The 17,877-nt window shown below is 67.8% G+C and carries 19 protein-coding genes and 2 pseudogenes; 12 read left to right on the top strand and 9 right to left on the bottom strand.

All coding sequences use genetic code 11. The features are described 5' to 3' along the window. Nucleotides 1–19 precede the first annotated feature (19 nt). Genes O7624_RS16675 through O7624_RS16660 form a run of 4 tightly spaced genes read left to right on the top strand, consistent with a single transcriptional unit; the run spans nt 20 to nt 3,813 of the window. A complete protein-coding gene (locus O7624_RS16675; protein WP_282236444.1) occupies nt 20–2,410 on the top strand; it encodes a nitrate- and nitrite sensing domain-containing protein in 2,391 nt (796 codons plus the stop codon). Nucleotides 2,411–2,427: 17 nt separating this feature from the next. Beyond that, nucleotides 2,428–2,838, top strand: coding sequence for a roadblock/LC7 domain-containing protein (locus O7624_RS16670; protein WP_093410703.1), 411 nt, complete (start codon nt 2,428–2,430; stop codon nt 2,836–2,838). An 8-nt stretch (nt 2,839–2,846) separates the two neighbouring features. Next, nucleotides 2,847–3,224: a DUF742 domain-containing protein gene (locus O7624_RS16665; RefSeq protein WP_093410706.1), complete on the top strand. Its 378-nt coding sequence runs from the start codon at nt 2,847–2,849 to the stop codon at nt 3,222–3,224. Continuing rightward, nucleotides 3,205–3,813, top strand: a complete 609-nt coding sequence (locus tag O7624_RS16660; RefSeq protein ID WP_093410709.1) for an ATP/GTP-binding protein — start codon at nt 3,205–3,207, stop codon at nt 3,811–3,813. Before O7624_RS16665 ends, O7624_RS16660 begins: the two co-directional genes overlap by 20 nt. A 66-nt stretch (nt 3,814–3,879) precedes the next feature. On the opposite strand, the gene O7624_RS16655 is transcribed toward O7624_RS16660, so the two are convergent. Then, nucleotides 3,880–4,572 (bottom strand): hypothetical protein, encoded by a 693-nt coding sequence (locus tag O7624_RS16655; RefSeq protein ID WP_282236443.1) that lies wholly within the window; start codon nt 4,570–4,572, stop codon nt 3,880–3,882. A 225-nt stretch (nt 4,573–4,797) separates the two neighbouring features. On the opposite strand from O7624_RS16655, the gene O7624_RS16650 reads away from it, so the two are divergent. Further along, complete coding sequence (locus O7624_RS16650; protein WP_282236442.1) at nt 4,798–5,511, top strand: hypothetical protein; 714 nt, start codon at nt 4,798–4,800, stop codon at nt 5,509–5,511. Between the two features lie 188 nt (nt 5,512–5,699). Here O7624_RS16650 and O7624_RS16645 read toward each other — a convergent pair whose 3' ends face one another. After that, nucleotides 5,700–6,158: a hypothetical protein gene (locus tag O7624_RS16645; protein WP_282236441.1), complete on the bottom strand. Its 459-nt coding sequence runs from the start codon at nt 6,156–6,158 to the stop codon at nt 5,700–5,702. Nucleotides 6,159–6,325: 167 nt separating this feature from the next. Between O7624_RS16645 and O7624_RS16640 the strand changes: the two genes are divergently transcribed. From O7624_RS16640 to O7624_RS16630, 3 genes and pseudogenes are all read left to right on the top strand, one after another. Continuing rightward, nucleotides 6,326–7,642 (top strand): hemolysin family protein, encoded by a 1,317-nt coding sequence (locus O7624_RS16640; protein WP_282236440.1) that lies wholly within the window; start codon nt 6,326–6,328, stop codon nt 7,640–7,642. Nucleotides 7,643–7,905: 263 nt separating this feature from the next. After that, nucleotides 7,906–8,975, top strand: a pseudogene (locus O7624_RS16635) (sporulation protein). 106 nt (nt 8,976–9,081) lie between these two features. Beyond that, nucleotides 9,082–9,303, top strand: a complete 222-nt coding sequence (locus tag O7624_RS16630) for a hypothetical protein (protein WP_282236439.1) — start codon at nt 9,082–9,084, stop codon at nt 9,301–9,303. Nucleotides 9,304–9,456: 153 nt separating this feature from the next. Here O7624_RS16630 and O7624_RS16625 read toward each other — a convergent pair. Then, nucleotides 9,457–10,401: pseudogene (locus tag O7624_RS16625) on the bottom strand (cation transporter); the annotation flags it as partial. A gap of 232 nt (nt 10,402–10,633) precedes the next feature. On the opposite strand from O7624_RS16625, the gene O7624_RS16620 reads away from it, so the two are divergent. From O7624_RS16620 to O7624_RS16610, 3 genes are all read left to right on the top strand, one after another. Then, on the top strand, nt 10,634–11,299 hold the full coding sequence (locus O7624_RS16620) for a site-specific integrase (protein ID WP_282236438.1): 666 nt from the start codon (nt 10,634–10,636) through the stop codon (nt 11,297–11,299). A gap of 516 nt (nt 11,300–11,815) precedes the next feature. Then, nucleotides 11,816–12,040 (top strand): hypothetical protein, encoded by a 225-nt coding sequence (locus tag O7624_RS16615; RefSeq protein WP_282236437.1) that lies wholly within the window; start codon nt 11,816–11,818, stop codon nt 12,038–12,040. Continuing rightward, nucleotides 12,031–12,447 carry a PIN domain nuclease gene (locus tag O7624_RS16610; protein ID WP_282236436.1) on the top strand — a complete coding sequence of 139 codons (417 nt, stop codon included), beginning with the start codon at nt 12,031–12,033 and terminating at the stop codon, nt 12,445–12,447. Before O7624_RS16615 ends, O7624_RS16610 begins: the two co-directional genes overlap by 10 nt. 162 nt (nt 12,448–12,609) lie before the next feature. On the opposite strand, the gene O7624_RS16605 is transcribed toward O7624_RS16610, so the two are convergent. The 4 genes from O7624_RS16605 to O7624_RS16590 form a co-directional block, all read right to left on the bottom strand. After that, entirely contained in the window at nt 12,610–12,729 is a 120-nt protein-coding gene (locus O7624_RS16605; protein ID WP_282240658.1) for a CNNM domain-containing protein, read from the bottom strand. 165 nt (nt 12,730–12,894) lie between these two features. Next, a complete protein-coding gene (locus tag O7624_RS16600) occupies nt 12,895–14,070 on the bottom strand; it encodes a zinc-dependent alcohol dehydrogenase (RefSeq protein WP_282236435.1) in 1,176 nt (391 codons plus the stop codon). Continuing rightward, nucleotides 14,067–14,609, bottom strand: coding sequence for an SRPBCC family protein (locus O7624_RS16595; protein ID WP_282236434.1), 543 nt, complete (start codon nt 14,607–14,609; stop codon nt 14,067–14,069). The genes O7624_RS16600 and O7624_RS16595 overlap by 4 nt, the downstream gene beginning before the upstream one ends. Nucleotides 14,610–14,871: 262 nt before the next feature. Further along, nucleotides 14,872–15,453 carry a type 1 glutamine amidotransferase domain-containing protein gene (locus tag O7624_RS16590; RefSeq protein WP_282236433.1) on the bottom strand — a complete coding sequence of 194 codons (582 nt, stop codon included), beginning with the start codon at nt 15,451–15,453 and terminating at the stop codon, nt 14,872–14,874. Between the two features lie 233 nt (nt 15,454–15,686). Between O7624_RS16590 and O7624_RS16585 the strand changes: the two genes are divergently transcribed. After that, the gene (locus O7624_RS16585; protein WP_282236432.1) at nt 15,687–16,529 is read left to right on the top strand and encodes an aldo/keto reductase; all 843 of its coding nucleotides are present in this window, start codon (nt 15,687–15,689) and stop codon (nt 16,527–16,529) included. Nucleotides 16,530–16,628: 99 nt separating this feature from the next. Here the strand turns inward: O7624_RS16585 and O7624_RS16580 are convergent, their stop codons facing one another. Beyond that, complete coding sequence (locus tag O7624_RS16580; RefSeq protein ID WP_282236431.1) at nt 16,629–17,036, bottom strand: DUF2267 domain-containing protein; 408 nt, start codon at nt 17,034–17,036, stop codon at nt 16,629–16,631. Between the two features lie 128 nt (nt 17,037–17,164). Further along, entirely contained in the window at nt 17,165–17,848 is a 684-nt protein-coding gene (locus O7624_RS16575) for a TMEM175 family protein (protein WP_282236430.1), read from the bottom strand. Nucleotides 17,849–17,877 lie beyond the last annotated feature (29 nt).

Raw genomic sequence — 17,877 nt, 5'->3', positions numbered from 1 at the left:
CTCGGCATCGGACGGTTCAATGCGGTCTCGCAGCGCCAATCTGCGCACCAAGGTCATCGCGCTCCTCGCCTCACTCGTCGCTCTCTGGGCATTCGCCGCCTGGGTTACCCTCCGAGACGGTGTGGACCTCCTTGGCGTCCAAGCGATCGACAGCCAGATCGTCTCCCCGAGTGAGCCGCTGCTGCTGGACCTCCAGGTTGAACGACGCCTAGCCGTCGTCTACCTCGGTGGTCCCAGTGCCGACCGGAAGAACGCACTCGACGCCGCCCGTCTGGCGGTCGACAAGAACGCCACCGCCTTCAAGTCCACCGCGCGTAGCTGGCTAGCCCGTATGGCCAGCAGTAGCGACGCCGAACAACGCGTGAATGAGGCGATCGCCCAGCTCGATCGACTGCCGGAAGTCCGCGAGTCAATCGACGATCGGTCAGTCGACCGGGCAAGCACCATCGGCACCTACAGCGACCTCGTCGAGTCGATGTTCGCCGTCTACGATGTCGTCGGCACGCTCGATGATCCCGAAATCCAGCAGGACACCCAGAATTTGATCGAGCTGTACCGTCTCCGCGAGATCATCTCGCAGGAGGACGCCTTGCTCACCGGCGCTCTCGCCGCCGAACGGATCACCGCTGGTGAACAGGTTCGGTTCACTGAGCTGGTCATCGCGCAACGCTTCGTCGCGGATCGCACCCAGCTGAACGACTCCGACCAGGCCGCCTTCAACCAGGTCCTCAACGGAGATGCGTTCCGGAGCCTGCGTCAGCTCGAGGACCGGGTGATCAGCACTCGAGGATCGGCCCGTCCAGACGTTACCGCTGAGGAATGGAACGAGGTCGCACCCGCGGCGTTGACCCATCTGCAGGAGATGGTTCTCGGCAGCGGTGACAATCTGGTGCAGCGCGCGGTGCCTGTCGCGGTCGGGGTGATCGTCCGGCTGGTCCTCGCCGCCGGCCTGGGTCTGCTGGCGGTCATCGCGTCGATCGTTGTCTCCATCACCACCGCGCGTGCTCTCGTAGCTCAACTGCAGCGACTCCGTGACGCGGCCCATCAACTCGCCGACGAACGACTCCCCGCGGTGGTGGAACGCCTTCAGCGTGGCGAGAAGGTGGACGTCGCCGCCGAGGCACCGCCGCTCGACTTCGGCGCTGACGAGATCGGGCAGGTCGGCCAGGCCTTCAACGCCGTTCAGGAGACGGCTGTCCGTACGGCCGTCGAGCAGGCGGAACTACGCCGCAACGTACGCGACGTGTTCCTGAACCTGGCCCGGCGCACCCAGGCCCTCGTCCACCGCCAGGTGACCCTCCTCGACGAGATGGAGCGTCGTCAGGAGGACGCCGACGAACTCGAAGACCTCTTCCGCGTCGACCACCTCGCCACCCGGATGCGGCGCAACGCCGAGAACCTCATCGTTCTCTCGGGCGCGACGCCCGGCCGTGGCTGGCGCCGCAACGTGCCCATGGTCGACGTCGCCCGCGCCGCCGTGCAGGAGGTGGAGGACTACACGCGGGTGAAGGTGATGCCATTCGGGTCGGTCGCGCTCGCCGGCCGGGCCGCCGGTGACATCATCCATCTGCTCGCCGAGCTGATCGAGAACGCCCTGACCTTCTCGCCGAAGAGCACCCCTGTCGAGGTGCGTGGACAACTCGTAGCCAACGGCTTCGCCATCGAGATCGAGGACAGAGGTCTCGGCATGGCCGAGGACGATCTGGCCGCCGCCAACGCCGACCTCGCCACCGCCGCCGAATTCAACCTCGCCGACGCCAAGAAACTGGGGCTGTTCGTCGTCAGCCGGCTGGCCGCGAAACACCACCTCGCAGTGCGGTTGAAGCCGTCACCGTACGGCGGGACGACGGCAGTCGTGCTCCTCCCCAAGGACCTGGTCACGACCGCCGACCCGATCGGCGCGGCCTCCTCCCCGACGGTGGGTACGTCCAGAGACGCGGTTGGCGCCAGCGACGCCCAGCGCGTCCCCACCCCCCGGCCTGCCTCTGTCGCCGTCGCGGAGCCCACACCCGTGCACGGCGAAACGATGGAACTGCCCGCAGTGCGCCCGCTGCGTGCCGCCGCTGACGCCGCCGCGACCGTCACCGAAGGACCGGTCAAGAGCGCGCCCAGCGTACGGCAGCGGCCCGAACCTGCTGCCGAACACACCGAGCACACTGAGCACGGCCTGCCGATGAGAGTCCGTCAGGCCAACATCGCGCGCCAACTACGCGACTCGTCACCAGGCCAACCACAGCCACCGGAGGACGACGAGGCGGGGCGATCCCCCGACGACATTCGCCGGATGATGGCCTCGTACCAATCCGGCACCCGCCGAGGGCGCGATGACGCCGCACGTCTCGTTGACGCCGACGAGGACGAGCAACGCAACGCCGCCGACAACACGTCCGCGGCCGAAACCGACCGGTAAGAAAGAGGAACGGGCAAGTGCAGCAGAATTCCACGGGCGATTTGGCCTGGCTGCTCGACGACCTGGTCGGGCGCGTCAAGCAGGCTGAGCATGCCATCGTGCTCTCCGCTGACGGACTGCTCATGGCTTCCTCCGCCCAGCTCAGCCGAGACGACGCGGAACATCTGGCCGCGATGGCATCGGGCATCCAGAGCCTCGCGAAGGGTGCCAGCAAGCGGTTCGGCGGCGGACCCGTGCAACAGACCATCATCGAGATGAAGTCGTCGTTCCTGTTCGTCACCGCGGCCGGAAGCAACGCATGCCTGGCCGTCCTTGCGGCCGAAGACACCGACGTCGGACTTGTCGCGTACGAGATGGCAATGGTCGTTGCGCGAGCCGGCAAGTTCCTCGCCTCTCCGACCCGGCCGAGCCAGCACACCAACAACTAGGGGCCGCCATGACGATGCCCGACGAAGAACCAGTCTGGTTAGATGACGAAGCCGGGCCGGTGGTCCGGCCATACGCCGTTACGGGCGGACGAGCCAAGCCAGCCAACAGCTTCAATGTGGTCGCTCTGGTCCTTTCGACGCGATCGGCCCCGCCATCCGAGGTGGGGATTGCACCAGAACAGGCGCGGATCATTCACCTCTGTCAACGACCGCTCGCACTCGCAGAAGTGGCCGCGCATCTCAGCCTGCCTCTTGGCACCGTCCGAGTGCTGCTGGACGGACTGATCGCGCAGGGATTTGTCCAGGTCAACGATCCTCGTCAAGCCGCCACCCTTCCCGACGACAGCGTATTCGAGGCGCTCATCAATGGACTACGTCAACTCTGAGCGGACGGGCCAAGTGACCCTTCCCACCGCCATCAAAATCCTCATAGCGGGTGGCTTCGGCGTAGGCAAGACCACCCTCGTGGGATCCGTCAGCGAAACCAAGCCTCTACGCACTGAGGAGGTTCTCTCCGAGCAGGGCGTGGGTGTCGATGACATCTCCGGCGTCGAGACGAAATCGACAACGACCGTGGCGATGGACTTCGGCCGGATCACCATCAGCGAGGAACTCGTTCTCTACCTGTTCGGCACCCCAGGCCAAGACCGCTTCTGGTTCGTCTGGGACGAACTCACGATCGGCGCCCTGGGCGCCGTGGTCCTGGCAGACACCCGGCGGCTCGCCGACTGCTTTCCGTCCGTCGACTACTTCGAGCGGACGAGGCTGCCATTCATCGTGGCCGTCAACTGCTTCGAGAATGCCCGCCAGTACAGCCTTGACGAGGTGCGACTGGCCTTGGACCTCGACCCGGACGTGCCTGTCATGTTGTGCGACGCGCGAGAGCGGCAGTCATCCAAAGAGGTTCTCGTAGCGCTGATCGAGCATGTCAAGAAGCAAGGGCTCAGCCGCAGACCCGAGCCGGTAGGTCATTGACCGGCGGCCTGCCGCCACACTCCTCACACTCGCTCGCGGAGTACCCAAACCAGGTTCGCAGGCGCCTCACGCGCCAACGTCAGGGAGAAGGCTGCGCCCCTCCCAGGTTCCATGTTCCGACAACGGGCGGAACCGCATGAACGCGGATTCGTGGTGGAAGTCCCGGCGATGCTGTTCAGCCATGGCGACGGTATGTGTCTGTGCCTGTGGGACAGCGCTGCGGCCGTACACCATGTCGGTCATCTCGCGGACGCTGCGCCAGATCGTGAAGGTGGAGAACGTGTTGGGCGGGCGTACCGCTGCGGTGGCGAACGTGGTGCCGGGGTGGCGGGCGACCAAGCGTTCGACCGGCCGCCCCCACTTCAGGAACCGGGGTAGTTCGGGAAGCTTGAGCCGGGCGAGGGTGACGGCCACGATCGGCTCCTCCGGATCCCATCGGCCCGCCTGCATCGGCAGGCCGGCGAGGGCGGCCACCTCGCCGTAACGCCGCAGGTACTGCAGTCGCACATGCCATCCGCCGTCGAGCCGCCGCCCTAGATCGTCGTCTGCGAGGAACCGATCCAACGCCGATTCGTCGTCCCATTCGGCGAACATCGCCAGGCGTCGCAACTGCATCCGTTCCACCGACAACGCCGGGGAGCCGAGTCGCATGAGCGCGAGGCATTCGGCGTGCCGCAGCCCAGCCGCCCGGGGCCTGCGACGCAGGGTGCGCAAGGTCAAGGCCGGCGGAAGCAGTGCGAGATGGAACGAATGCATCATCGGCCCATGATCCCAGTCGTCCGCGACCGCGTCCCCTCCCGGAGCGTGCGACCGGCGGCGGCAGGCGGACGGTTGGCTTCGTCAGCAGCCGGTTCAGTGCCGGTCGCCTCGCCATCTGCACCCGTTCTCCGCGCGCAAGGTTAGGAATTACTCGGCACCCCATGCGGTACGAGGGGTATCCGGCGCACTAGCATTGCTGCGTTCCAGCGGCTGAAACGAGGCGAGATGCGTTGGCTCCGGCAGTTGCTGGGTAGCAAGCGGGTCCAGCTCGATCCAGGGCGGCAGCAGGCACTGCTGCGGGATGTCCGGCACCGGTACGGCGTCGGCTCGCCGGCCCGGTTCTCCGAGCAGGTCGAAGCGATCACGCGGATACTGAACGACGACGACGGCCTGGTGGTGGCGGCCCGGATCGTCAGCGAGGTCGCCGACGAGGCTCACGCGGACCTGCAGGCCCAAGCCCACGACGTGCACCGGCGTACGGGCCGGCGACTCCTGGTGCACCGCCGGAGCTACCGACCGCTGTGGAAGGAGGCCGGGCCGGCACTGCGGTGGCCACTGTTCGCGCTGCCGGGCGGGCTTCACCCGTACGTGCAGGTGAGCGCCGCCGTCTCAGTGGTCGGCAGCCGCGCGCCCCGGCTCGGCCAGGTGACCGACCCGGATCTGTTCCTGGCCCGCGTGTTCGAGGTGCTCGATCTCACCATCATCGGCTGCGAGTACGGCCAGGTGCGGGTGGACACCGACGCCGCAGCGCTGGCCGACCGCCTGATCTCGACCGCCGGGCAGGTTCTCGCCGCCATCGACGACCCGCCCCGCCTACCGCCGCCGGTACGCGAGGCGATGCGCCGCAACAACACCCTCGACGTCCACGATCCAACCGGTCCTCGGGTGGTCGGCGGCATCAACCTGGGCGCGCGGATGCGGGAGACTCTGCTGGTGTAGAACCCGAAGTGAGCCGGTCTGTGGCCGAGCGTCCCGCTCGGCGCAACGACTTTGGCGCGTGAATCGCGTGGACAGTGATAGCTGAGGGCGATGTATCGGGGTCGCGAGCAGAGTCCGTGCGGGGGAGGCGGCATGGGCCTCTTCCGGCTGCCATCATTCGGGCCAGATGTACACCAGCAACCCCACCACTAAGCTTGATCTTTAACCCCCTGAGGTCCTGTGGGGATCCCGGCGGATGATGGAAACAGCCCAATCTCGGTCGGTTCACCAATCAGCACTCCGGCGATGCCGGGCCGCTCGTTCCCGGACCACACCGCCGCGTAGAGGTCACCACTCGGTCCGCCGAGCAGCGGCATCCACCGCGTACCAAGCACCGGATCGTCCTCATACGTTGGCCGAAGGGCAGCGGCCTCAGCCGCCGACAGCGGCCGGTAGCCGGGGACCAGGTTCACGGTGTCCTGGATCTGCCCGGGCTCGGAGCGAACTCCGTTACACCAGCCGAACCAGGTGGCCACGTCCTCGGGCACGGGCGCACCGTACGCGCGCTCCACCTCCCCGCGGGAAGTACCCGGCACGAGCAACGAGGCGACTGGACGACCTAGCTCACGGACGATCGTCACCAGTTCGTCGAGACGGTCGATCAGCATGTGCGCTCCCGTTCGTCAATTGACGTGCACATGTCGGGCACCGGTGGCGCATCCCCCGATGGGTGGCGAAATGCCCTTCGTGTTAGCCAGCCCTTGGTGGATGGAATGTACGCGGCGGCTACGGTTGATGCTCCGGAGGGTCCGCTGGAGGAGGCGTCGAACAGGCCGTGGGTGGCTATGGCGTGCAGGTCACGCTCGTGTTCGTGTTGGTGTTGGTAAACGCGGTGTTCGCGGGCAGCGAGATGGCGCTGGTGTCGCTGCGGGAAAGCCAGCTACAGCGCCTGGAGCGGACCTCCCGGGGCGGGCGGGTGCTGGCGAAGTTGGCGCGGGACCCGAATCGCTTCCTGGCCACGATTCAGATCGGCATCACCCTGGCGGGTTTCCTGGCGTCGGCCGCGGCGGCGGTGTCCCTGGCCCAGCCGCTCGTGGGCCCCTTGGGATTTCTCGGCGGCGCGGCGGAGCCGGTGTCCATCGTCGTGGTGACCGTCCTGCTGACGTTCGTCACGCTGGTGCTGGGTGAGCTGGCACCGAAGCGGATCGCCATGCAGCGCGCCGAAGGTTGGGCGCTGCTCGTCGCCCGCCCCCTCGATGCGTTGTCGGCGTTCTCCCGGCCGGCGGTCTGGCTGCTGAGCAAGGCCAGCGATGCGGTCGTACGCCTGAGCGGCGGTGACCCCCGCGCCCGGCGGGAGGAGGTCACCACCGAGGAGTTGCGAGACATGGTCGCCGCCCAGCGCAACCTCACTCCCGAACACCGGATGATCATTTCTGGCGCCTTCGAGGTGGCCGAGCGGATCCTGCGGGAGATCCTCGTCCCGCGTCGCGAGGTGGTCACCCTCTCTGCGTCGCTGACGGCACCGCAGGCGCTGCGCGAGCTGGGCAAGTCGGGACAGACCCGAGCCCCGGTCGTGGGTCGCGGCGGCCTGGACGACACCGTCGGCGTGGTGCACATGCGGGACCTGCTCGACCAGGAGGGCCCGGTCGCCCAGTACGTCAGCCCGGCGGTGTATCTGCCGGAGACGTTGAAGGTCACCGAGGCGATCCGGGAAATGCGCGCCCAACGGCAGCAGTTCGCCCTCGTCGTCGACGAGCGGGGATCCATCGACGGGATCGTGACGATGGAGGACCTGGTCGAGGAGATCGTCGGGGAGATCTACGACGAGACCGACCGGGACGTCCAGGCCGTCGTACGCGAGCCGGACGGGGCACTGCTGCTGCCCGGCGGCTTCCCGCTGCACGACCTGACCGACATCGGCATCGACCTCGACGAGGACACACTCGAGACCGGGGACTACACGACCGTGGCGGGCCTGGTCCTGGCGCACCTCGGCCACATCCCGAAGACGCCCGGCGAGATGATCGAACTACCCGGCCTGACGGCCGAGGTGGCGGAGGTGACCGGGCGGGCCATCACCCGGGTGCGCCTGCGCGCCATGCCGGCGCGCGGCGACGGGCACGAGGCCGGCGAGGACCAGACAACCTCCTGACGGGCCCCCGGCCGACGGCTGACTGGCACGTGATGTGGGAATGGCGTCACGCTCCACCGAGGCCAGATCCGATCCGCCACAGCTCCACCCGAGAGTGACCGCGTGGATGCAATCAGCTATTTCTCAGGTGGCGTTGGTAGGTTCCCGGCACGGCGGCTTCCATTATGGACGTCGTCAGTTGTGTTGCGGCACAAGGGTTCCGTGTGGAAGTTCCACCGGATCTGCGGTTGCCGCGCGTTCGGTGGTCGTCGAGGGAGAGGTTCGTGGTGTTCAAGAAGATGCTGGGCACGTTCGGGGTGGGCGGCCCGAGCGTCGATACCGTCCTGTCCAATCCGAGCACCCGCCCAGGGCTGATGCTGGGCGGGCAGGTGAACCTGACCGGCGGCAGCCACGACGTGAACATCGACCACATCACCGTCGGTCTGGTCACTCGGGTGGAGATCGACGGCGCGGACGAGGACTACGACGCCCTCATCGAGTTCCACCGCGTTCAGGTCGCGGGTGGCCTGCACCTGCGCGAAGGTCAGCAGCTGTCGCTGCCGTTGCAGGTGGCGGTGCCGTGGGAGACCCCGGTGACCGACCTGTACGGGCAGCACCTGCACGGCATGACCATGGGCCTGCGTACCGAGGTGGCCATCCGTGGCGCGGTCGACAAGGGCGACCTCGATTTGGTGCACGTGCACCCATTGCCGGTGCAGGACGCATTTTGGACGCGTTCGGCCGGCTCGGTTTTCAGTTCAAGAGCGCCGACCTCGAGCGTGGCCACATCGCCGGGCTGCACCAGACGCTGCCGTTCTACCAGGAGATCGAGTACTACGCCGCGCCGCAGTACGCCCACGGCGTCAACGAGGTCGAGCTGACCTTCGTGGCCAACGAGCACGGCGTGGACGTGGTGCTGGAGTTCGACAAGCGCGGCGGCCTGTTCACCGGCGGCCACGACTCCTTCGGCCGCTACCACGCCGCGCATGCCGACGCTGACCGCCTCGACTGGGCCGCCCAGGTCGACACCTGGCTCCGTCAGGCGCTCGACGGATACCAGAGCCTGCACGCCGGCAGCGGCTACGCTCCACCCGCCCAGAGCTACGGCACCCCCGGCTACCCGCCCCCGCCTCCGCCGCCCAGCTACGGGCAGCCCGCCTACGGCGCTCCCGGATACGGCCACCCGGGCGGGCACTACAAGGAGGAGCACCACGAACATCGCAGCGGCCCCGGCATGGGTGCCGTCGCCGCCGGGGTGGTCGGCGGCGCTGCGCTCGGCTTCGCCGGCGGCATGGTCGCCGAGGAGGTCTTCGACTCCTTCGGCGACGACGAGGGCGGCGACGAAGAGGCGTGAACTGTTCGGAATCCACAGTGGATCTTTACATCTGCTTCATGATCTAATTCGGCAGATTTGTCCGTAGCCGGTCGGTATGCCCGATCGGAACTTCGAAGGAGTGTGCATGCCCGTCACCGCCGACCTCACCAAGCTGGTCGACAAGGCCTACCAGGACAAGACCCTCACCGAGATCGTCGACGCCCCGGTGTCCGCCCTCGCCGGGGTCAGCGACGGCGACGCCAAGTTGCTCAAGGACGCCTTCAACATCACCACCGTCGGCGATCTGGGCCGTAACCCGTACTTCCGCACCGCCAACGCCCTGGTCGCCCTCACCGGCAGCAAGTAGCTCCCTCGCGGCGTGGTGCCGGACTTTCGGCACCACGCCGCCACGGGTGTCCGCTGCCGGCCTGGCCGCGCGCCGGGTTCCGCGTTCCCACCTGCGGCGAGCAGGCCCGGATGCCAGCCGAGCCGACGGCTGCGCAGGTGGTCGAGCTCGGGCTCAGGTGGCCAGGACGGCGACGATGGCGAGGTAACTGCCCAACAGCAGAATGCCTTCGAAGCCGACGCGGCCCCAGCCTCGGGGTTGGCGGACCAGCATGCCGGCGAGGACGACGGCGGTCATGAACAGACCTGCGGCGGTGACGAAGAGTTCGTCGGTCTGCGCGGCGTGGAACAAGGAACCACCGCGGAACGCGGCGTCTCCGATGACGAGGTTGAGCGCGTCGAGGCAATTCCCTCCGATGATCGCGGCGATGGCCAGGGTGATGGCGCCCCGGCGGACCGCCGCGACGGCGGTGACGGTTTCCGGCAGGGCGTTGACCATTCCCATGAGCACGCCGCCGACGAAGCCGGCCTTGAGCCCGGTCGCCTCCACGATCCCCTGGGCCATCGGCGGTGCCGATGGCCCAGCCGCCCAGGCCGACGGTCAGGCCGACGGCAAGGAAGCGACCCCATAGGCCACGGGTCGACATGCGGTCGAGCGACCCATGTGGCTGAGGAATGTCGCGGCGGGTTTCGCGCGTGTCCACCGCGTCCCACATCGGGGTGGCATCCGCGACCCGGACCATCCGGATCCCCCCGAGGTAGCAACCGATCATCACCAGGGAAACCGGGTGCACCCCGGCCACGGTGACGTCCGGGGGTGTAGGTGGCCGGCAGCGCCAGGGCGAGCAGGGCGATCAGCAGGCAGCCGAACAGAATGTTCGACATCGACGCCGACGCGTGCTCGAGATTCACCCGCCGGTAGAACATGTCGGCCACGGCCACCGCCGCAGTCTGCGCCGCGATCCCGCCCACGGCATTGCTGTAGGCCAACTGCGGCTGATCGCTCGCTGCGGTGACCGCGGTCATCACGATCCCGGACAATGAGGTGGCGAGCCCGAAGACACCGCCCCGAACACCGCCTCCCCCCCCAGCCGGTCCGGTCCGCCAGGGTGTCACCGAGGACGGCCTGATCGCCGCGAACCCGGCCCGGCACATCACCGTCGCCGGCTACCGCAAACCCCACGCCCAGGTGGACCGACGACCGTGTCCACGCCTGGCAGACCACCGGCGAACACCCCACCGTCGCGGGATGGACCGCGCAGCAGCTCGGTGCGTTCCTCGACACCGTCACCGACGACCCACTGTTCGCGTTCTGGTGGCTAACCGCCCTACGCGGCCTACGCCGCGGCGAGATGTGCGGACTGCGGTGGACCGACATCGACCTCGACCGCGGCATGCTCTACGTCGAATGCAACCGCACCACCGCCGGCTACCAGGTCATCGAAGGCGACCCCAAAACCGCCGCCGGACGCCGCCCAGTCGCCCTCGACAAACGCACCATCCAGGTCCTACGCGACCACCGGCAGCGCCAACGAGACCAGCAAGCCCGCCGGAAGGCGGCCGGAAAGACGTGGGTCGACTCTGGGTACGTGTTCGTCCGCAAGGACGGCAGCCCCCTGCACCCCGGCTACGCCAGCGGCCGATTCCGGCTCCTGGTCAAACGCGCCGGCATCCCGCCAGTACGGCTGCACGACCTGCGCCACGGCGCCGCGTCCCTCACACACGAAGCCGGCGCCGACCCCAAGACCCTGCAGGACATGCTCGGACACTCCAGCATCCTGGTCACCGCCGACACCTACACCAGCGTCCTACCCCTGGCACAGCGCCGCTGCGCCGACGCCACCGCCCACCTAGTCCTCGCCGCCGCCCACCGCACCCGCGCCAAGATCCGTAAGAACTGTCGTCGCAACCGCCACCAACCCCGAGCGGCGGCACATACTCCAGCCGCAAGGCACCCGACAAGCACAAGAAGCCGCAGGTCAACACTTCACGACGAAACCTATCGTCACGGAAAGTGACAACACCCGAGTGGCGCCCACATGACACCCACCGTCCGAACAGGCCGGACAGCAGAAAGGCCCGAGCCGCGTTTCCGCAGCCCGGACCCCTTATGATCTTGCGCGCCCGAAGGGACTCGAACCCCTAACCTTCTGATCCGTAGTCCGAACCCACCAGATGCTCTCCACGCTGCGTAACCGGCGCTTCATGTGTGCCGCCGAGTGGTGCTGCGTGCCGAAACAAGCGGCTGAGTACCTGCTGGTCCGGGCGCTACAGCGGATGAAGGGTCAAGATCAGGCGTAAAATGGTCGGCGAGCGAGGCGTCCGTTGCCGATTCCGATCAGTTCGTGCCGATCAAGTACCGGACATCCGAGCACCAACGGAGCACCATCACGGCAGGTGACCGTGGCTCGTGCCAGCCGGGGCCGCTCGACCTGTCCGTAGACCAGCGAGGCATGTGCGGCAACGCTCCGGATCCGCGTTCACGTCATCGTCGGAATGATATCGTGATATCATTCGCCCAAGGGAGGTGCTACATGCCCAACATCCTCGTCCGTGATCTCAGTCAAGAAGCCGTGGACCGCATCGACGCCGCCGCCGCCAGCCTCGGGCTGTCCCGCAACGAGTACCTACGCCGCAAGTTCGAGGAGAACATCAGCCCCACTGGCGACCGGACGATCACCGCCGAGGACTGGCAACGATCCGCAGAGGCCTTCGCCGACCTCGCCGACCCTACGGTGATGGAGGCCGCGTGGCGGTGACGAGCTGGCTGATCGACAAGTCCGCGTACGTACGCCTCCAACATGGTCAAGCGGCGAACCGCGACGAGTGGAGCGCACGCATCAGCCGAGGACTCGTCCGCCTCTCCACCATCACGCGCCTCGAACTCGGCTACTCGGCGCGCTCCGGAGAAGCAGGACGCCGACAGTTCGCCGCCCCACCGCTGTCACTCATGCCGGTCGAACACCTCACACCCGCAATCGAGGACCGGGCACTGGAAGTGCAGATGCTGCTCGCCGACCGCGGCCAACACCGCGCCCCGTCAATCCCCGACCTACTGATCGCCGCAACCGCCGAAAAGACCGGACTAACCGTCCTGGCCGTCGACAAAGATTTCGACCTCATCGCCACGCTCACCGGCCAGCCGATCGAAACCCTGCCCGGCTGAGCCGCACCCGGAAAGTCAGAGCCAGTGCCGCAAGAACCGGCCCCGACCGCAGACCCACGAGCGCCCCCACCCGGCGAGACCGAACCGGGGGCAGTCCCAGACAGGGCGACAGCGCGGCCGACGCGCAGCGGTTCGGAGGTCGCCCAGTTCTTCGGTACGAGTTCACCGTGCCAGTAGTCTAACGGCGCGGCGGTCGCCCTCCTGCGCCCGGCGCTCGACCGTCGATCGGTCGACCGTGACGAAGGCGAACTCCGCAGCCACGAACAGCGCGTTCGCCGCGATCAGCAGGCCCGCCCCCAGCCAGCAGCAGCCACTCGGTCACCGGCACGCCGCCTCTCGGAGCTCGGGCTGGTCGGTACTGGGAGGTTCCGTTCTTGCGTCACATACCGGCCCGGTTAGGCAGGCACCCGATACGTTGCTGTGTGCCCGCCGGGATGCGGTTTATGGTCAGGGTTTGAGGACGACCTTCTCGCAGTTGCCCTGCTTGTTCTTGAAGATTTCGAAGCCGCGTTCCGCCTCGTCGAGCGGCAGGGTGTGGGTGATGACCCGGGTCGGATCGATCTCGCCACCTTCGATGCGCTGCAGCAGCGGCTTCATGTAGCGCTGCACGTGGCATTGACCGGTACGCAGCGTCAGCGCCCGGTTCATCCATGCGCCGGCGGGAAACTTGTCGAGGAAGCCGCCGTACACGCCGATCACCGACACTATGCCACCGCTGCGGCACGACATGATCGCCTGCCGCAACGCGTGCGGGCGCTCGGTCTCCATGCGGACCGCCTGCTTGATCCGGTCGTAGGCGTGGACGTGTGCGCTGCCGTGGCTGGCCTCCATGCCGACCGCGTCGATGCACTTGTCCGGTCCCCGCCCGCCGGTCAGTTCCAGCAGCCGGGACCGCACGTCCACTTCCTCGAAGTTCACCGGCGTGTGGCCAGCCCGTTCGGCCATCTGCAGCCGGTACGGCTCCTTGTCGATGGCGATGACCTTCGCCGCACCGAGCACCCCGGCGCTGTCCATGGCGAACTGGCCGACCGGGCCGGCGCCCCACACCGCCACCACGTCGGTGGGCTGGATGTCGCACAACTCGGCACCCATGTAGCCGGTGGGCAGGATGTCGGAGAGGAACAGCACCTGCTCGTCGGTCAGATCGGACTCGATCTTCAACGGACCGACGTCGGCGAACGGCACCCGCGCGTACTGTGCCTGCCCGCCGGCGAAGCCGCCGGTCAGGTGCGAATAGCCGAAGATCCCGGCGACCGGGTGGCCGAACATCTTCTCCGCGATCCCGGCGTTGGGGTTGGAATTTTCGCAGCAGGAGTACAGCTCGGCGGCGCAGGCGCCGCACGCTCCGCACGCGATCGGGAAGGGAACGACAACGCGGTCTCCGACGCGCAGCCGATCTGGGTCGACGCCCCGGCCCACCTCGATCACTTCGCCCATGAACTCGTGACCCATCACGTCGCCGTCCTGCATCGAGGGCACATACCCATCGAGCAGATGCAGGTCCGAGCCACAGATCGCGGTGGAAGTGATCCGTACGATGGCATCGCGCTCGTTCAGGAGCTTGGGGTCCGGTACGTCACGGACCTTGACCTTGTTGCGACCCGCCCAGGTGTTCGCCCTCACGCGTCCGCTCCCTTCGCGAGGTCGGAATCCGACGGCGGTTGCGCCGGCCGCTGCGGGAACTCCCTGCGGGCCCGCTTGCCCCACGGGGCGCCCTCGGAGCGGACCACCTGGCCGGTCTCCAGCACCTGCTTGAGTCGGCGCAGATCGTCGTCGAGCTGCTGGTGTGGCTCCTCGCCGAAGTACTTGGCCACCGCTTTGCCGACCGCGCCGCCCGGAATGTCGTACGACATGACGACGTGGACCTCGGTGCTGACACCGTCCGGGGCGGACGCGAATCGGACTGTGCCGGAGTTCGGCACGTCGGCGTTGCCGGTCGACCGCCACCCGATCCTCTCGCCGGTCGCCTCGTCGACGATCTCCGCGTCCCACTCGACGTTCTTGCCGAACGGAGCGCTGGCGGACCAATGGCTCGTACGGTCACCGGTGACGCGGATCTCCTCCAGGTGTGCCATGAACGTCGGGAGGTTGTCGAGGTCGCGCCAGAACGCGTAGACCTCCGCTGGGGGTTTGCGGATGGTGGTCGTGGCTGTCAGCTCCATGAATCCTCCCTTGCGCGAGCCCCGTGCCGCCCGCACTGAGCCGATTTCCTTCGACCGGGTTGCCTGCGCGGCCGCCAGCAGGTCGACCACCGTGATGCCGATGATGGCGGCCGTAACCCCGACGAGGCGTCGCCGGCGACGTCCGCCGCGGCTTTGAATGTGGGCCGCGCAGCTGCTGTCAAGCGGTGGCATTCCGGCCGGCGGGATAGCCGCCCGCAGGGCTCGGGCCCGGCCTGACTACTCGGCCCTGAGCCCCACCGGGTCAGGCCGTGGCCATTTGGCGGACGTCCTCGCCCTGGGCGAACTCCTCGACCATCTTGGCGCAGAAGGCCGGAAGGTCGCTGGGATTGCGGCTGGTGACCAGTCCGTTGTCGACCTGTACCTGCTGGTCCACCCAAATCCCGCCGGCGTTGCGGATGTCGGTGCGCAGACTGGGGAACGAGGTGACGGTCCGGCCGTTTACCATTCCGGTCTCGACCAACGACCAGGGTCCGTGGCAGATCGCTGCCACCGGCTTCTGTTGCTGGAAGAACGCCCGGACGAAGTCCATCGCCTGTGGGTTCATCCGGAGCCGGTCGGGGTTGACCGTCCCGCCCGGCAGCAGCAGGGCGTCGTAGTCGGCCGGATCGGCCTCGTCCACGGTCCGGTCCACCCGATAGCGGTTGGCCGGATCGATGTCCTGGTTCATCGACTGGATCTCGCCGGACTGCAACGAGATCAGGTGGACCTCGGCCCCCGCCTGCTCCGCGGCGGCCCGGGACTGGGTGTACTCCACATCCTCCACCCCGTCGGCGGCGAGGCACGCGACTCGCTTGCCGGTCAGTGGCTGCTGGCTCTGCGCCATCTCTGCGGCCTTCCTCTCGCGGCACCGCCCCGTCGGCGGCACATCGCTCGAACGCGATCGCCTTCCCGGTGCGGGCACGGGCAAACAGACAAGCGAGCGCCACTCAAGGGCGGCAATGTGGGCCCTCTGCACAGCGAGGGCCGGCGCGGGAAGGCCCGCTACCAGGTGTGCTGCCTGTCGCAGCGGGTAACGCAGGCAACCCATTGGTGCCTATGATCCGGAAAGGTCACGACATGACCCTCGCTGCCGACGCGATCGAGCTACCGTCCGGCCAGACGATGCCCGTGCTCGGGCAGGGAACCTGGTACCTGGGCGAGCGTCCCGCGAGGCGGCAGGACGAGATTGCCGCCCTACGCACCGGGCTCGACCTGGGCATGACCATGATCGACACTGCGGAGATGTACGGTGACGGCGCCTCCGAGGAACTCGTCGGCGAGGCGATCATCGGACGACGCGCCGACGTCTTTCTGGTCGACAAGGTGCTGCCGTCCAACGCCAGCCGACGGGGTACCGTGCAAGCCTGCCGCCGCAGCCTGCAACGACTCGGCGTCGACCACATCGACCTCTACCTGCTGCACTGGCGTGGCCCGAATCCACTCGCGGAGACGATCGAGGCGTTCACCGAACTCGTCGACGCCGGCGACATCGGGCAATGGGGCGTGAGCAACTTCGATCTTTCCGACATGACGGAACTACTCGATGCGGGCGGCAGCGCCTGCGCGACCAACCAGATCCTGTACAACCTCACCCGCCGCGGTCCCGAGTACGACCTGCTGCCGTGGCTACGCCAGCATCGAATCCCGGTGATGGCGTACTCGCCGATCGAGCAGGGCCGACTGCTCGGCCACCCCCAAGTCGCGGAGACCGCCGCCCGGCACGGGGTCACGCCCGCTCAGGTGGCGCTGGCCTGGCTGCTGCGGCAGGAGAGGGTTGCAGCCATACCTCGGTCGTCCAAGCCCGCACACACCCGGGAGAACGCGGAAGCGCGCGACCTGCAGCTGAGCGAGGAGGACGTGGCGGCACTCGACACGGCGTTCCCGCCGCCGGCCGGCCCGCAACCGCTGGAGATGCTGTAGCGGCGTCCCTCACCGCCGATCCCCGACCGGTAACGGCGCGTCGGCGCCCGCGACCGCCCAGGGCTTCTGGCGGGGTCCGCGGGCGCCTAGCCCTTCTAGCTAGGTGCCAACCCGGCGGGTCTGGAGCCGTTCCGCCCTCGGCCCGGTCAACTGCCAGAACTCCTGCGGCAACTGGTCGACAGTGTCCCCGTACTCCTTCGCTCTGACCGACTCACGAAGGGTGTCCAGCACGGCCCGTGCTCCGTCGGTGGCCACCTGGCGATCCACCCCGGCCCGTGACTGCACCCGTTCCAAGAATTCGGCCAGTCCGAACCGTTCCGGATCTTCGGTGGGCCTACCCACCAGCCCTCGTAGTTCCTGAGGGAGTTGGGAGGCGAGGTCCCTCGCCTGGCCGCCTGTGATCCTTTCGGCCAACGTCTCGAGCGTGGCGCGGGTAATCGGTTCCGCCTGCCCCGGTGGAACCTTCGGTCGTCCTGCCACGGACTGAATGAACTCGGTGTAGTTCACCTCGGATCCCCCTTCGAACGGATTACGGCGGGTACCCGCGCCCGTCGGGGTGAAACGGCGGTTCACCCGCCCGCAGCCGGGTGGCGGAGGGCGACCCCGACGAGGGCTGCGAGCCGGTCGTCTGACCGTCAGCTCCCTGGTGCCGGGGGGCGACGCGGGATCCGGCGGGTGAGAGGCACCTGGTATAGACCGGCGCTGGTGACGGCGTAGAACACCGGCAGCACGACGAAGATCGCCAGGCCGGCGAGCGGTGCGACCAGGTAACCGATGAGACCTGCAGCGACGTAGAGGATGACCCCGACGAGTGCCCGCACCCGCTCGGCGGGGAAGTGCCGTCCACTCACCTCTTCCCTGAGTAGGTCTTTGCGCCGGGCCAGATAGTGGAAGAGCGCCAGCCAGCTCGCGCAGAGCAGCGCGCCGATCAGCGCGTAGAAGGCGACGGCCACGCGTTGGTCCTGCTGGTCGTGCTCCTGCAACGCCTTCGAGACGACGGCGGTCGGGAACGGCAGCAGCGCGGTGCTGAACAGGACGAAGAGATTCACCCAGTGCAGGCCGCGATCACTCTCCTTGATGCGATTGAACGTGCTCTTGTGGTTCAGCCAAACGACGGCCACGTAGGCGTATGAGGCGAGATAGGCGGCGTAGCCCGGCCACTGCTCCAGCAGCCCGAACAGCAGGCGACCGGGCGGTACGTCCGGCACCCGGAGATCGACCACCAGCAGCGTGATGATGATGGCCAAGACCGCGTCGCTGAACGCTATGGCACGGCTCGTGTCCGACCGGGTACCGAGGTCGTCGGTTGGCCTGTTCACGGCCGGTGGCTACCCACCGGCGCCCACGA

The sequence above is a fragment of the Verrucosispora sp. WMMD1129 genome, from assembly GCF_029581255.1.
Lineage (GTDB): Bacteria > Actinomycetota > Actinomycetes > Mycobacteriales > Micromonosporaceae > Micromonospora > Micromonospora sediminimaris.
This window is presented reverse-complemented; position numbering and strand designations above follow the sequence as displayed.

Coding starts and splice junctions, on each gene's coding strand:
- O7624_RS16675 (WP_282236444.1), top strand. CDS start 20: ATGCGGTCTCGCAGCGCCAATCTGCGCACCAAGGTCATCGCGCTCCTC.
- O7624_RS16665 (WP_093410706.1), top strand. CDS start 2,847: ATGACGATGCCCGACGAAGAACCAGTCTGGTTAGATGACGAAGCCGGG.
- O7624_RS16660 (WP_093410709.1), top strand. CDS start 3,205: ATGGACTACGTCAACTCTGAGCGGACGGGCCAAGTGACCCTTCCCACC.
- O7624_RS16655 (WP_282236443.1), bottom strand. CDS start 4,572: ATGATGCATTCGTTCCATCTCGCACTGCTTCCGCCGGCCTTGACCTTG.
- O7624_RS16650 (WP_282236442.1), top strand. CDS start 4,798: ATGCGTTGGCTCCGGCAGTTGCTGGGTAGCAAGCGGGTCCAGCTCGAT.
- O7624_RS16645 (WP_282236441.1), bottom strand. CDS start 6,158: ATGCTGATCGACCGTCTCGACGAACTGGTGACGATCGTCCGTGAGCTA.
- O7624_RS16630 (WP_282236439.1), top strand. CDS start 9,082: ATGCCCGTCACCGCCGACCTCACCAAGCTGGTCGACAAGGCCTACCAG.
- O7624_RS16620 (WP_282236438.1), top strand. CDS start 10,634: ATGTGCGGACTGCGGTGGACCGACATCGACCTCGACCGCGGCATGCTC.
- O7624_RS16615 (WP_282236437.1), top strand. CDS start 11,816: ATGCCCAACATCCTCGTCCGTGATCTCAGTCAAGAAGCCGTGGACCGC.
- O7624_RS16595 (WP_282236434.1), bottom strand. CDS start 14,609: ATGGAGCTGACAGCCACGACCACCATCCGCAAACCCCCAGCGGAGGTC.
- O7624_RS16590 (WP_282236433.1), bottom strand. CDS start 15,453: ATGGCGCAGAGCCAGCAGCCACTGACCGGCAAGCGAGTCGCGTGCCTC.
- O7624_RS16585 (WP_282236432.1), top strand. CDS start 15,687: ATGACCCTCGCTGCCGACGCGATCGAGCTACCGTCCGGCCAGACGATG.